Genomic DNA, 13,205 nt, shown 5'->3' with positions numbered 1-13,205 from the left:
TGTTGGCCCTATGCCAAATTAGATGGTTGGTAACTTTCAAATTTCTGTACATCTTAATCATTTTTGCAAAAATGATCTTTTTTGAATTTTGAATTAGCACATACTCCTATCGAATACATCAAAGGCGTTGGCCCAAAAAGGGGTGAACTGCTGCGCAAAGAACTGAACATACATACCCTCGACGACTTATTGCACCACTTTCCTTTCCGATATGTCGATCGCACGACTTTTCATACAATTTCTGACATCAAAACTACTGAAGTTGACATTCAACTTATTGGAAAATTCAAGTCTATTCAAGAGTCAAAAACCAAAAACGGCAGACGCATTCTTACAGGTTTGTTTTACGACGATACCGGATCAGTAGAAGTCACATGGTTTCAAGGTTTTAAGTTGATAAAAGACTACATCAAACTCGATAAAACCTACGTTCTCTTTGGCAGACCCAACTATTTCAATGGCACGTTCAGCTTTATACATCCTGAGCTCGAAGAGAAGTCAAATGCTGAGCAGCAAGTAGCCTCCGTACTGCAGCCCGTCTATTCCACCACCGAGAAACTCACCGCCGTAGGTTTACATTCTAAAGGAATTTCCAAGATTATACAAAATGCCCTTGAACTAATAAAGGGCAAATGGCAGGAGGTACTACCCCTTAAGGTCGTTGAAGGTCACCAATTGATTTCGCGCGAAGAAGCTTTCTTATACATACACTTTCCTCAAAGCGAAGAGCAACTTCAAAAAGCCCGCAAAAGACTGAAATTCGAAGAGCTGTTTTTTATTCAAATTTCAGTCGTGTGGCAAAAAATGCTTGTAAGCCAAAACAACAAAGGCTTTATTTTCAGGGAAATACACAATCATTTACGCACTTTTTACCACCAAAAGCTACCCTACAAGCTCACAAATGCGCAGATCAGGGTTTTGCGAGAAATTCGGGCTGATGTGACCAGTGGCAAGCAAATGAACCGCCTCTTACAGGGCGATGTAGGCAGTGGCAAGACCCTTGTAGCCCTTCAAGCCATGCTGATGGCCGTAGATGCTGGCTTCCAGGCGTGTATGATGGCTCCTACTGAAATTCTCGCCCAACAACACTACCAGACCATAAGCGAGATGCTATTTGGCCTACCTGTGAATGTAAAACTTCTCACAGGAAGTACTAAAACAGCTGAGCGCCGTGAGATTCATCGGATGCTTGAAGATGGTTCACTGCACATTCTCATCGGTACACATGCGCTGATCGAAGATACAGTCTCTTTTAATAACCTCGGATTGGCCGTGATCGACGAGCAACATCGCTTTGGAGTAGAACAACGAGGCAAACTTTGGAAAAAGAACACTCAGCCACCACACATTTTGGTAATGACCGCCACGCCAATACCGCGTACCCTGGCTATGACCTTATACGGCGATCTGGAAGTGTCGGTGATCGACGAATTGCCACCGGGCCGTAAGCCCGTGGCCACCTATCATGTGACCGAAGCACACAGGCTCAGACTCTTCGGATTTATGAAAAGCGAAATTGCCAAAGGAAGGCAGATATACGTGGTATATCCGCTCATTGAAGAGTCAGAAAAACTTGATCTTCTGGCACTTGAGCAAGGCATTGAAAACCTTCAGCGGGCATTTCCGCTGCCCGATTACCAGTTCAGCGTGGTACATGGCCGCATGAGTCCCGAAGACAAAGCCCATGAGATGGAGCGGTTTGTAAAGGGTATTTCAAACATCATGGTGGCTACCACAGTGATCGAAGTGGGTGTAAACGTGCCAAACGCTACGGTGATGGTGATTGAAAATGCTGAACGCTTTGGCCTATCACAGTTGCATCAGTTACGCGGACGGGTAGGCCGGGGCGCTGAAAAATCGTATTGCATCTTGGTAACGGGCAACAAGCTTTCATCGGATGCTAAAGTGCGCATCGAAACTATGTGCCGTACCAACGACGGATTTGAAATTGCCGAAATTGACCTTCAATTGCGTGGCCCAGGAGACATTATGGGCACCCGGCAAAGTGGCTTGGTCAATATGAAAATCGCCAATCTGGCCACCGATCAACACTTAGTACAAGTAACCCGCGATGCAGCTTTATCTCTTTACAAAGACGATCCAAAACTCACCAAACCAGAACACCGCCCTTCTCTGCTCTACTACCAGCACTTGTACGCCTCCAGCGCTTCGTATGCGAAGATTAGTTGAAGAATTTTTACAAATAAAAAAACCCGACCCTCGTGGAGTCGGGAATTGAAGTGGATTTTACTATTAAAATTACGCTTCCTGCAATTCCATAGCGCGCTTACGGGCGAAGGCTGCAGCAGCCTCCCTAACCCAACGGCCCTCTTCGTGCGCCTTGCGACGGGCATCGAGTCGCTGCTTGTTGCACGGTCCATTGCCTGAAATCACATTGTAAAATTCTTCCCAATCGATTGGGCCGAAGTCATAATGACCGCGCTCTTCGTTCCACTTCAAGTGAGGATCTGGAATGGTAAGTCCAAGGTAATCGGCCTGTGGAACAGTCTTGTCGATAAACTCCTGACGAAGTTCGTCGTTTGATTTGCGTTTGATTTTCCATTTCATTGACAGGGCACTGTTTGGCGAGTGGTCATCAGACGGGCCAAACATCATCAGTGCAGGCCACCACCAGCGGTTCAGTGCATCCTGTGCCATCGCTTTCTGCTCTGGTGTGCCGAAGGCCAGGGTCATCATTATTTCATATCCCTGGCGCTGATGGAAACTCTCCTCCTTGCAGATGCGCACCATTGCACGGGCATACGGGCCATAGCTTGTGCGACACAGCATCACCTGGTTGGCAATGGCAGCACCATCGACGAGCCAACCTATGGCGCCGATATCGGCCCATGTGAGTGTAGGATAGTTGAAAATACTGGAATATTTGGCTTTGCCGCTGAGAAGATCTTCGATCGTTTTTTCGCGCTTTACGCCGAGGGTCTCCACCGCTGAATAGAGATACAAACCGTGTCCTGCCTCGTCCTGAACTTTGGCTAGCAGAGTAATCTTACGCCGTAGCGAAGGGGCACGTGTTATCCAATTGGCCTCGGGAAGCATACCTACTACTTCGCTATGTGCGTGCTGACTGATTTGCCGGATCAGCGTCTTTCGATAGGCCTCGGGCATCCAGTCTTTGGGCTCTACTTTGTTTTCTCCATCCACATATTGCTGGAAGCGCTCCAGCATTTCATTTTCGTCTTTAATCATTTCAAATGAATAATTTAACGATGTAAAGATACCACTTTTCAATACTACCGAGATGGAAAAAAGTTCTCTGTTCTTTTTAAAAATGCATTCTGAACGGTAAAAATCGTCAGTGGCATTCTAAAAACGCAAAAAATTCCTTTTCTGTCATGATGCGCACATTGAGCTGTTGAGCTTTCTGCAACTTGGCTGGGCCCATGTTGTCGCCGGCGATTAGCAGGTCTGTCTTTCCGGTAACTCCACTGCCTACCTTAGCCCCATGACTTTCGAGCAGTGCCTTCAGGTCGTCGCGGCTTATGGTATGAAAGACGCCAGAAATCACCACTGTTAATCCCTTTAATTTATCAGACTTTGGCTCTGTTTCTTCAACCGTTACAGCCATCTGCAGCCCTGCAGTGCGCAGGCGCTCCACGAGCTGGCGGTTTTTTTCTTTTGAAAAGTACTCCGCGATGCTTTCTGCTATTTTTTCACCTACTTCGTCAATGGCCATAAGTTCGGCAACAGTGGCAGTCATGAGTCGATCGATGCTGCCAACGGCCCTTGCCACTTTTTTAGCCACTGTTTCACCCACGTAGCGAATGCCCAGCGCGAAGAGCAGCCGCTCAAAGGGCTGCTGCTTGCTTCGCTCAATGCCTTCCAGCAAGTTAGTCACACTTTTTTCAGCCATGCGCTCGAGAGCAAGCAATTGGTCTTTTTTGTCTTTGAGGGTATATAAATCGGCCACGTCGGCTACTAAACCATTCCGATAGAGCAGTTCCACTGTTTCGCTACCGAGGCCTTCTATGTCCATTGCCTTTCGGCTTACGAAGTGCTCAAGCCTACCGATGATCTGGGGCGGACAACCTTCCTGATTGGGGCAATAGTGCAGTGCCTCGCCTGGCAAACGGATTAAGTCAGTGCCGCACTCCGGACATTGAGCGATGTACTGATGGGGTTTCGAATCAGCAGCACGTGCCGTAAGGTCTACTCCTACCACCTTTGGGATGATCTCCCCGCCCTTTTCCACGTACACAAAGTCGCCAATGCGTATGTCAAGTCGGGCAATTTGATCGGCATTGTGTAAGGAAGCGCGCTTTACTGTGGTGCCTGCCAAGAAGACCGGCTCGAGCTCGGCTACGGGTGTAATGGCTCCTGTTCGCCCTACTTGGTAAGTAATGTCGAGCAGTCGTGTACGCACCTGCTCTGCCTTAAACTTATAGGCAATGGCCCATCTCGGCGACTTGGCCGTGTAGCCGAGCTCCTCTTGTAGGTGGTACTGGTTTACCTTGATGACTATACCGTCGGTCTCAAAAGGCAGATCGTGGCGAGCCGCATCCCAGTAGTGCACAAAGTCCATTATCTCCTCCACGCTGTCAGCCAATTGTACCATGCGCTTCTCCGGATCTGGAATCTTAAACCCCCACTGACGTGCCTTAAGCATGGATTCGTAGTGAGATGCGGCTACGGGCGGATCAGCGATGACGAAGTACATATACGAATCCAGAGGTCTGCGTGCTACTTCGCTGGTATCGAGCAGTTTAAGTGTACCTGAGGCACAGTTGCGAGGATTGGCAAATGGCTCCAGTCCCTGCTCCAGGCGCTCTTTATTAAGCCGCCTGAAACCCTCAAGGGGCATAAATACTTCACCGCGAATGTAGAATTCCTTCGGATAGTCGCCGGTAAGCCTTAGAGGTATGGAGCGGATCGTACGCACATTATCAGTAATCACATCGCCCACAGCACCATCGCCACGGGTGAGGGCCTGTACGAGCCTGCCATCGCGGTAGAGTAAGCTGATGGCCGTGCCGTCGTACTTCAGTTCGCATACAAACTGGCATTTACCACCGGCCATGCGTTCGGTACGTGCCACATAGTCGCGCAACTCGCCTTCGCTGTAGGTATTACCCAGCGAGAGCATCGGGTAGCGATGGGGTGCATTTTCGAAGCCTTCGAGCACTCCCCCGCCTACGCGCCGGGTAGGGCTGTTTTCGTCGGCAAACTGTGGGTATTGCTCCTCAAGTGTTTCGAGCTCTTTCATCAGCCGGTCAAATTCGCGGTCGCTGATTTCAGGCTTGTCGAGGATGTAGTAGCAGTAGTTGTGGTGGTGCAGTTGGGCTCGAAGCTCTTCGATACGTGCCAAAGCCTCCAATTCAGTCATACATGTAAGGCTTAATCGTGCCTACAAACTTAGGGTGTGCACCACTTTCGGATCGGGGTTTATAAATTTTGAGATAGAATTTTATTTAGGCGTGCCCCTCACTTCCTTCGCTTAGCTCAGTCGTTCGGGTTGGCGTGCTTCGGAGTACACGTTCGCTTCTGTGCTCAGCTTCGGCAGGCTCAGTCTTTGCTCCGCGCTGTCGCGCGCCCTTCGCATGCATTACGCAATCGGCACCACACACTGCCAGAACACCAGACTAAACCCCTTGATCTCTGTAGAGCTGATGACTATTGATGTTAAATTTTGATAGATGAATGCTGCTAATTAATTTTCAAAACCTGTAAACGACTTTTGAAAATCCGGAAGCAAATCCCGGTTCGGAAGGTAGCAATTCATGAGGTCTCCTTGTAGATTGTGGTGGGAGGATGTCGGGTTTTAAGTGCACACATGACCTATATCTTGAGGCTAAGATGTGAGCATTTGAACGAAGGTGATGTAAGCCTGGGTTTACTGGATTTTGAGAACAGGTTTTAGCAAGGGAGGACTCTAACAGGGCAATGCGGGTGTTGGAAGGTGATCAGTATCCAGGATAATCGTTGCGCGACCTAAAGGGTCGCGCGCTGCGTGAGGGATAGAAGCGGATATGAGCCGCAGCGGGAGGAGCATGCGGCACACAGGGCGAGGAGGCGACAGGCGAAGCCACCGCAGCCCGATGTGCCGCCTACACCCGCAAGGCGAATATGAGCGGATAGCCCGACCCCTGACGAAGGCGCTGCAGGCGCCTTGTCAGGGGGCACGCCCTACAAAAAAACTCAAAAAACAAGTCAGCCTGCACGATACGGGTGCTCTACATGTGGTATCCGGTGAAGCCGAGTTTGCCGTAGAGGTCGTCGTTCAGGTAGAAGCAGTCGGCCTTCTTGCGCCGGGATCGGCGAAATGCGCCGGTGCACATGTTGTAGCCCTTGAGCAGGTAGCTAATGCCAAACTCGTGTGTGCCGAAGGTGCGGTGCGGGCCGAGGCTCGACATGGTGAGATCAAAGGAATAGCTGAGGTAGAAGGGCTCCTGGCGGACGTGTATCTGAAAGACCCAGGAATCGACCCTGCGTGTGAGGGCATAGATGCGCTCAGAGCGATAGCCGGCCCCGAGCATGTAGCCAAGGCCGAAGTCGCGGTAGGCCATTACGACGTTGGTTTGCATCTCGAGCTGGTAGTTGCCGATCCATCCGATGGATAGATAGCGGGGGCTGTTGGTATAGCGCTCGGTCTGCCAGTGGAAGAAGGCGTGGCCAGTGTAGCGCATGGGCAGCCGGTTGTCGGTGAAAAAGAAGGACTCTACCGGGCGGTTGAGATGCCAGATGGCAAACCCGGCTGACGCGTAAGAGCCGGCATCGCCGAGCTGCATGCGTGCGCGTGTGCCGGCCGAGAGGTCAATGATGATGTTGGAAGCTACGTTTTGGGGCTGTACGAGCGACTGCGGGCGTACGAATCCGAAGTAGATGTCGTACTGGTCGGTGAAGGTGAGTCGATCCCAGTTCAGATACCGCTGGCCTACGCCTATGTTTAGGCCTGTGGACCAGATTAATTTTTTGTCGCGAAGCCAGCGGGGGCGCAGACGTCGGCTGGAGTAAGCCGGAATGTTTACAGACACGGCACCGTTGATACGGGTATTTTGCAAGAAGCCTTCACCGCGCATATCGTGCATGCCGGTGATGGAGTAGCCGAGCCTTGTGGCATTGCAGCCGCCGTGAAAGGAGAAGGCATTAGTGAGAAAGTAGGCCGGTATGCGCAGCCACTGTACGCGCGACTGCAGGTCGAAGGATATGTCGCCTGTATAGCCGGCGTAGGCCGGATTGATGTAGTTTTTGTTGAGCAGCATCTGGGAGAAGACGGGGTCTTGTGCTTTCGCCGGGAGCAAAGCAATAAGGGCAAGGAGTATGGGGAGCAGAGTTTTCATCTAATTTTTTTAACGAATCAGGGTTACGGTGCCAAAGGTGAGCCGTTCGCCGTTTGGCATGAGTTTGCCTTCCCAGAGGGTATTGTCGTTAAAGCGGGCATGAATCGTCCAGACATAAGCACCCATTGGCAGGACATTGCCGGTGCCTTTGTGCCGGCCGTCCCAGGGTTCGTTTGGTGAGCCTTTATCGTCGAGGGAGCGCGATTCGAAGATCAGGTTACCCCAGGCGTCGTAGATGCGGAGATGGTATTCCTTGAGGTTGTGCCCTTTAGGTAAGAAAACGTTGCCTTCGCCTACCTCGGTAAGGTCAGGAGCAAAGGCGTTGGGTACGTCGAGCTGGTGCTTCCATAGCCATATGCGCTTGCAAAGGGTTGAGTCACAGCCAAGGGAGTTGGTGGCTTTGAGACAAATCTGGATCGAGTCGCGGCCGAGCAACTGGATGTCGTACTGGTGGGTGCTGTCTTTTGAGGTGGTGCCGTCGCCAAAGTCGATTTCATAATTTGTGAGCACACCGCCCTCGAAGGTATAGTTTACTAGTCGGATGCGTCTGAGCGATTCGAAGAGGATGTCGAAATTGACTTCCGGACGGTGATAGACGTCCACAAAGCCGTTTTTGGTCACGCTATCAATGCAGCCTGAGGCCATTTCAACGGTAAGTGTGACGGTGTATTTACCGGCTATGGTGTAGGTGTGGGTGGGATTGGGTATGCCGGAGAGGGTATTGCCATCGCCGAAGTTCCAATGCCAGTTTTTGACGGTATCGATACCTACGGAGTAAATCGATGCATCCTGGAAGTGTACGGTGAGTGGCACACATCCGGCAGCCGAGTCGGGGGTGAAGTCGGGGAAGACTCCATTGCCGATGATGATGGTGCGGTAGGCAGTATCGGTACAACCATAGCCATTGGTAGCGATCAGCCGGATCTGATATACGCCGGGCTGACTGTAGGTGAAAGTGGGTTCGTTTAGTACAGAAGTGAATTGTCCGGGATTGTTGTTGAAGTTAAAGTCCCATTGAAATCCGAACGCTCCCTGACTCTGGTTGATAAACTTATAGGTTTGTGGAATGTTGCAACTGTCGCCGGCAATCAGTTGCATAGCAAAGGCTGCTGTGGGCATGGGATATACATGTACCGGCTTGGTAATGCTGTCGATGCAGCCCTGGTTGATCTGTTTGATGAGGGTCACCTGATAGATGCCCGGCGCTGAATAGGTGTGCTGTGGATTGGCCGCGATAGAAGTATTTCCGTCTCCAAATTTCCAAATTGTCTGGATCACACCCGCCGAACTGGTGGAGTCAAAAAACTGTATGGGCTGATCGATAAAGCACTTGTTCTGCGCGTAGAAATTGATGGATGACTTTCCGAATACTGTAACCGGATAGCACACGGAATCTCCACAGCCGGTATTTGACTGAATGTAGAGACATACATTGTAGGTTCCGGCTTGATTGTACACCATATAGGGATTGATGAGATTGGAGGTCTGGCCATTGCCGAAATTCCAGTTGTACTGAACGATCTGGCCTTGCGGGAAGATGGATGTATTGGTGAAAAAGACGGTATCTCCAGCACACACGTTGTTGTTGTAAATAAAATCAGCGATTGGACTGGGAAATACCTGGATCTGGGTCATAATGGTGTCGTATCCGCAGCCATTGGTAGCAAAGAGAGCCGCTGTGTAGGTACCTGCTACCGGATAGGTGTAGCTTGGGTTCTGGGCTACGGAGGTCTGACCGTTGCACTGTTTAGTGACAGGGTTGTAGTCGAAGCACCAGCTGTGGAAGGAAGCGCCAAAGGATAGGTTCTGAAAGTTGACAGTCAGTGGTTCACAGCCGATGTTCGGAACGCTCTGGAAAAATGCCTGCACGGTATTGGGAGCCACCTTTACGGGGAGTACTTTGGTGGTGTCACCACAGGCATTGAAGGCACGCAAGGTGATGTAGTAGGTGGTATCTGCTGAAGTACCGGTATAGGTGTAGGTGAACGACGGCTGACCCCAGATTTTAATTGGGCCGTTGCCGGTCTGGACGATAGTAGGTGTGACGGAAGTTTTTTGATTGTTAAATCCGAAATCGATGGTCAACGAATCGGCATTGGGCGGAATAAGCCCGTCGAGCTGGAGCGTAACGGTGAGAGGCGAGCAGCCAGAGTCAGGCAAAATCTGAAAGTCAGGAACCGGTATCGGAATCACGACCACGCTGTCCAAAGCCTGAGAGATGCCGCAGCAATTGCCCACAGTCAGTCGCACATAGTAGGTCGTATCGGTGTTGTTGTACGAAGGAGTGAGCAGCGGGCCTTGTGTCAGGTTAGGATTGCTATCGGTGTAGAATATAATTTCGTTGTTTTGAGGACCTTTTACAAATATTTCCCAATAGTAAAAATCCCGTCGGCCGGAGCTTGAGTCGATGATGCCAATATTGACTGAGCCACAAATGGAGTCGTCACTAAGAGAGAATTTGGCTATTGGAGGCTGAATGACATATACATTTTTAACCACGGAATCCACACAGCCGTACTGAGAGATTACGCGCAGCTTAATCGGGAAGGTGCCTGTCTGGGTGAAAGTATGGGTCGGCTGTGCCGAAGTGTAGTCGATGGTGCCGTTGTTTAGGATGTCCCATTGATAGGTCAGGGTACCGCCTAAAGTCGAATCGATTGTAGAGGTGCTGATCAGAGCAAAGGGCTGGCCTATGCAAAGTGTGTCCTGTCCGCAAGTCGATTGAGTAAAAAAGTTGGCCACAGGATTAGGCCGCACGATGACGGGTTGAGTGATAAAGTTGCTGCATCCGCGGCTGTCCACGGCGATTAGGGTAACGTTGTAAACGCCAGGCACAGCATAGGTATAGGACGGATTTGCGCTTCCAAAGAGGGTATCCCCGTTACCCAATATCCAAATGCGCTGAATGATGGTATCGACGGTGGTGGTTAGGTCTGTAAACTGTGTGGCAAAGCTGTGGCAGGCTTCAGTAGTCTGGAAGTTGACCAGCGGACGAGCATAGACTTTTACGGTCTGCACTGTTGAGTCTTTACAGCCGGTGGCTATGGATGTGATGACCAGTTTGATGGTATAAATGGAGTCTGTGGTGAAGGATGTGTTTGTAAGGGTAAATTGAGGATTTTTTACAGTGGAAGAAAGTACCCCGTTCACATACCACTGGTAGGTAACGCCTGCCGATGAGGTATCGGTGATCTGCACCGTGAGCGGATGGCAACCAGCTGTATCCGACAGCACAAAACCTGGGTTCGGATTGGGTATGGTGATGAAAAGCTGGTCAGCTGTGTCGCTTCCACAGCCGAAGAGCGAAGTGGCAATCAATCGGATTATTACCGTATCGCCATCGCTCGTCATGGTGTAGTTTACTGCGTTATGGCCATTGAATGTGGCTAAAATCTGATTGTTATTAATAACCTGCCATGTATAAGCCCCATTGGCCAACGGATAGACAATTGCTTTGATGTTTGTGGAATCTATGGTAAAAGGCGCACAAGCCACTGTGAGGCCGGTGTCTAATTGAGCAATCGGGTTCGGACGGACGAGAATGTTTTTGTGCACCGTATCCAGGCAGCCAAAGGCGTTGGTCACAATCAGTCGCACAGTATAGGTGGTGTCCTGGATGCCGGTATTGACAAAAACCACAGGCGAAGGCAATGAGTCGGTCGAGGTCTGACCGTTGCCAAAGTTCCATTGATGGCTCAGCTGCGGCACGCCGTTCTGGTTGGAAGATGAGGTGCTGACAAAGGTGATAGCCACTCCGTCGCAAACCGTATCGGCCGATGCCGTAAAGTCAGCCTTTGGCTTTGGATATACCCAGTACTGCTTGCTGAGGCTGTCCACACAGCCATTGGCGTCGGTCACTACCAGTTTTAAGGTATATACCACACTGTCGTTGGTGGTCAGAGGAAGGTTGAAGGTGGGCGTAGCCGTGTTCAGCCCTGTGGAGGATACCGCCGGGGTGATGCTCCACGCATACTGCAATCCGCTGCCACTGCTCTGGTTGGTGGGTTGCAACACTTTTGGAGAACAAGCCGGCGCAGGCAACTGAAAGGCTGCTGTGGGACGCGGGTTCACCACCACAGCCTGCCAGGCTGAGTCCTTACAGTCATCCGTTGAGGTCACGGCCAGGCTGATCGCATAGGTGATCGGTGTGGCCGTCTGATTGTCGGGGAAAGTAAAAGTCGGCGCTGCTGCCGTCGCATTGCTGATCAGTACGGCAGGGTTGTTTACATACCACTGATAGCTCAGCCCCTTGCCCTGGCTGGTGTTGGAGGCTGTGACTGTGGAAGTGGCACACACAGGCGAAGGAATGCTGAACTGTGCCAATGGCCTTGGATATACAGTCACCGTCTGGGTGACGGAGTCCTTACAACCGGTGCCGGCTGTTACCACCAGCTTGACTACTATTGTGCTGTCCTGGGTGTGGCTGTTGTTCAATAGGGTAAACAGCGGATTCTCCGCAGTGGTGGTCTGCAGCTGTCCGTTCAGATACCACTGATAACTCACCCCGGGCGATGAAGCATTGACCACCTGCACCTGCAAGGGCGAACAGCCCGATGTAGGTACCGAAAAGGATGCCACTGGATTGACAATGGTGTACATCATCTGGGTCACCGAGTCGGCCTTGCAGCCATACAGCGAGCTGACCACCAACCGCACATACACCGTGTCGCCATCGTTTACAATGGTGTGGTTCAGGGCGTGCTGACCTGTCTGGGTAGATAGCACGTTGAAGTTCTTGTCAAAAATCTTCCATGTATAGGTGGCGTTGGCAAATGGATAAGGAACGGCTTTCACTACCGATGTGTCGATCTTAAAGGGTGCACAGTCAAAGGCAGCGTTTACTTGCAGCTGTGCCCTGGCGTTCGGACGGACGAGAATGTTTTTATACACCGTATCTACACACCCAAAGGCGTTGGTCACAATCAGCCGCACGGTGTAGGTGGTGTCCTGGGTGCCGCTGTTGGTAAAAAGTACCGGCACAGGCAACGAATCCGTCGAGGTCTGTCCGTTGCCAAAGTTCCATTGATGGCTCACCTGTGGAAAGCCTGACTGATTCGATGAAGAGGTGCTTACAAAGGTGATGGCTACTCCGTCGCACACCGTGTCGGCCGATGCCGTAAAGTCAGCCTTCGGCTTGGGATATACCCAGTACTGCTTGCTGAGGCTGTCCACACAGCCGTTGGCGTCGGTCACCACCAGTTTTAAGGTATAGACTGCGCTGTCGCTGGTGGTTAATGGCAGATTGAAGGTGGGCGTAGCCGTGTTCAGCCCTGTGGAGGATACCGCCGGGGTGATGCTCCACGCATACTGCAATCCGCTTCCGGTGCTCTGGTTTGTCGGTTGCAGCACAGCGGGCGAACAGGCCGGTGCGGGCAACTGAAAGGCTGCTGTGGGACGCGGGTTCACTACCACGGCCTGCCAGGCTGAGTCCTTACAGCCATCCGTTGAAGTTACTGCAAGACTGATGGTATAGGTGATCGGTGTGGCTGTCTGATTGTCGGGGAAAGTAAAAGTCGGTGCTGCTGTCGTCGCATTGCTGATCAGTACGGCCGGGTCGTTTACATACCACTGATAGCTCAGCCCCTTGCCCTGGCTGGTGTTGACAGCTGTGACTGTGGAAGTGGCACACACAGGCGATGGAATGCTGAACTGTGCCAATGGCCTTGGATATACAGTCACTGTCTGGGTGACGGAGTCCTTACAACCGGTGCCGGCCGTTACGACGAGCTTGATCTGAATGATGCTGTCCTGGGTGTGGCTTGCGTTGGTGAAGGTGAACAGCGGATTCTCCGCAGTGGTGGCCTGCAGCTGTCCGTTCAGATACCACTGATAGCTCACCCCGGGCGATGAAGCATTGACCACCTGCACCTGCAAGGGCGAACAGCCCGATGTAGGTACCGAAAAGGATGC

General features: G+C 51.3%; 7 protein-coding genes. 1 reads left to right on the top strand and 6 read right to left on the bottom strand.

The window, feature by feature from the left end:
• Positions 1-81: 81 nt before the first annotated feature.
• Positions 82-2,190, top strand: coding sequence for an ATP-dependent DNA helicase RecG (recG, locus tag ACK4EX_RS02555; protein WP_409769421.1), 2,109 nt, complete (start codon positions 82-84; stop codon positions 2,188-2,190).
• Positions 2,191-2,259: 69 nt separating this feature from the next.
• Here the strand turns inward: recG and paaA are convergent, their stop codons facing one another.
• The 6 genes from paaA to ACK4EX_RS02525 all read right to left on the bottom strand — a co-directional run bounded on the left by paaA (position 2,260) and on the right by ACK4EX_RS02525 (position 13,163).
• Positions 2,260-3,207: a 1,2-phenylacetyl-CoA epoxidase subunit PaaA gene (paaA, locus tag ACK4EX_RS02550; protein WP_409769419.1), complete on the bottom strand. Its 948-nt coding sequence runs from the start codon at positions 3,205-3,207 to the stop codon at positions 2,260-2,262.
• A 106-nt stretch (positions 3,208-3,313) separates the two neighbouring features.
• Complete coding sequence (gene ligA / locus ACK4EX_RS02545; protein ID WP_409769417.1) at positions 3,314-5,341, bottom strand: NAD-dependent DNA ligase LigA; 2,028 nt, start codon at positions 5,339-5,341, stop codon at positions 3,314-3,316.
• A gap of 85 nt (positions 5,342-5,426) precedes the next feature.
• On the bottom strand, positions 5,427-5,561 hold the full coding sequence (locus ACK4EX_RS02540; protein ID WP_409769415.1) for a hypothetical protein: 135 nt from the start codon (positions 5,559-5,561) through the stop codon (positions 5,427-5,429).
• A 357-nt stretch (positions 5,562-5,918) separates the two neighbouring features.
• The gene (locus ACK4EX_RS02535) at positions 5,919-6,044 is read right to left on the bottom strand and encodes a hypothetical protein (protein ID WP_409769414.1); all 126 of its coding nucleotides are present in this window, start codon (positions 6,042-6,044) and stop codon (positions 5,919-5,921) included.
• 144 nt (positions 6,045-6,188) lie between these two features.
• Positions 6,189-7,295: a PorP/SprF family type IX secretion system membrane protein gene (locus tag ACK4EX_RS02530; RefSeq protein ID WP_409769412.1), complete on the bottom strand. Its 1,107-nt coding sequence runs from the start codon at positions 7,293-7,295 to the stop codon at positions 6,189-6,191.
• A gap of 9 nt (positions 7,296-7,304) precedes the next feature.
• Complete coding sequence (locus ACK4EX_RS02525) at positions 7,305-13,163, bottom strand: PKD domain-containing protein (protein WP_409770373.1); 5,859 nt, start codon at positions 13,161-13,163, stop codon at positions 7,305-7,307.
• Positions 13,164-13,205: the final 42 nt, after the last annotated feature.

This window comes from Thermaurantimonas sp. (assembly GCF_046299575.1).
Lineage (GTDB): Bacteria > Bacteroidota > Bacteroidia > Flavobacteriales > Schleiferiaceae > Thermaurantimonas.
This window is presented reverse-complemented; position numbering and strand designations above follow the sequence as displayed.

What these genes read in the sequence shown, in the direction of transcription:
- ligA (WP_409769417.1), bottom strand. Translation starts at nt 5,341, where the DNA reads ATGACTGAATTGGAGGCTTTGGCACGTATCGAAGAGCTTCGAGCCCAA.
- ACK4EX_RS02530 (WP_409769412.1), bottom strand. Translation starts at nt 7,295, where the DNA reads ATGAAAACTCTGCTCCCCATACTCCTTGCCCTTATTGCTTTGCTCCCG.
- paaA (WP_409769419.1), bottom strand. Translation starts at nt 3,207, where the DNA reads ATGATTAAAGACGAAAATGAAATGCTGGAGCGCTTCCAGCAATATGTG.
- ACK4EX_RS02540 (WP_409769415.1), bottom strand. Translation starts at nt 5,561, where the DNA reads ATGCATGCGAAGGGCGCGCGACAGCGCGGAGCAAAGACTGAGCCTGCC.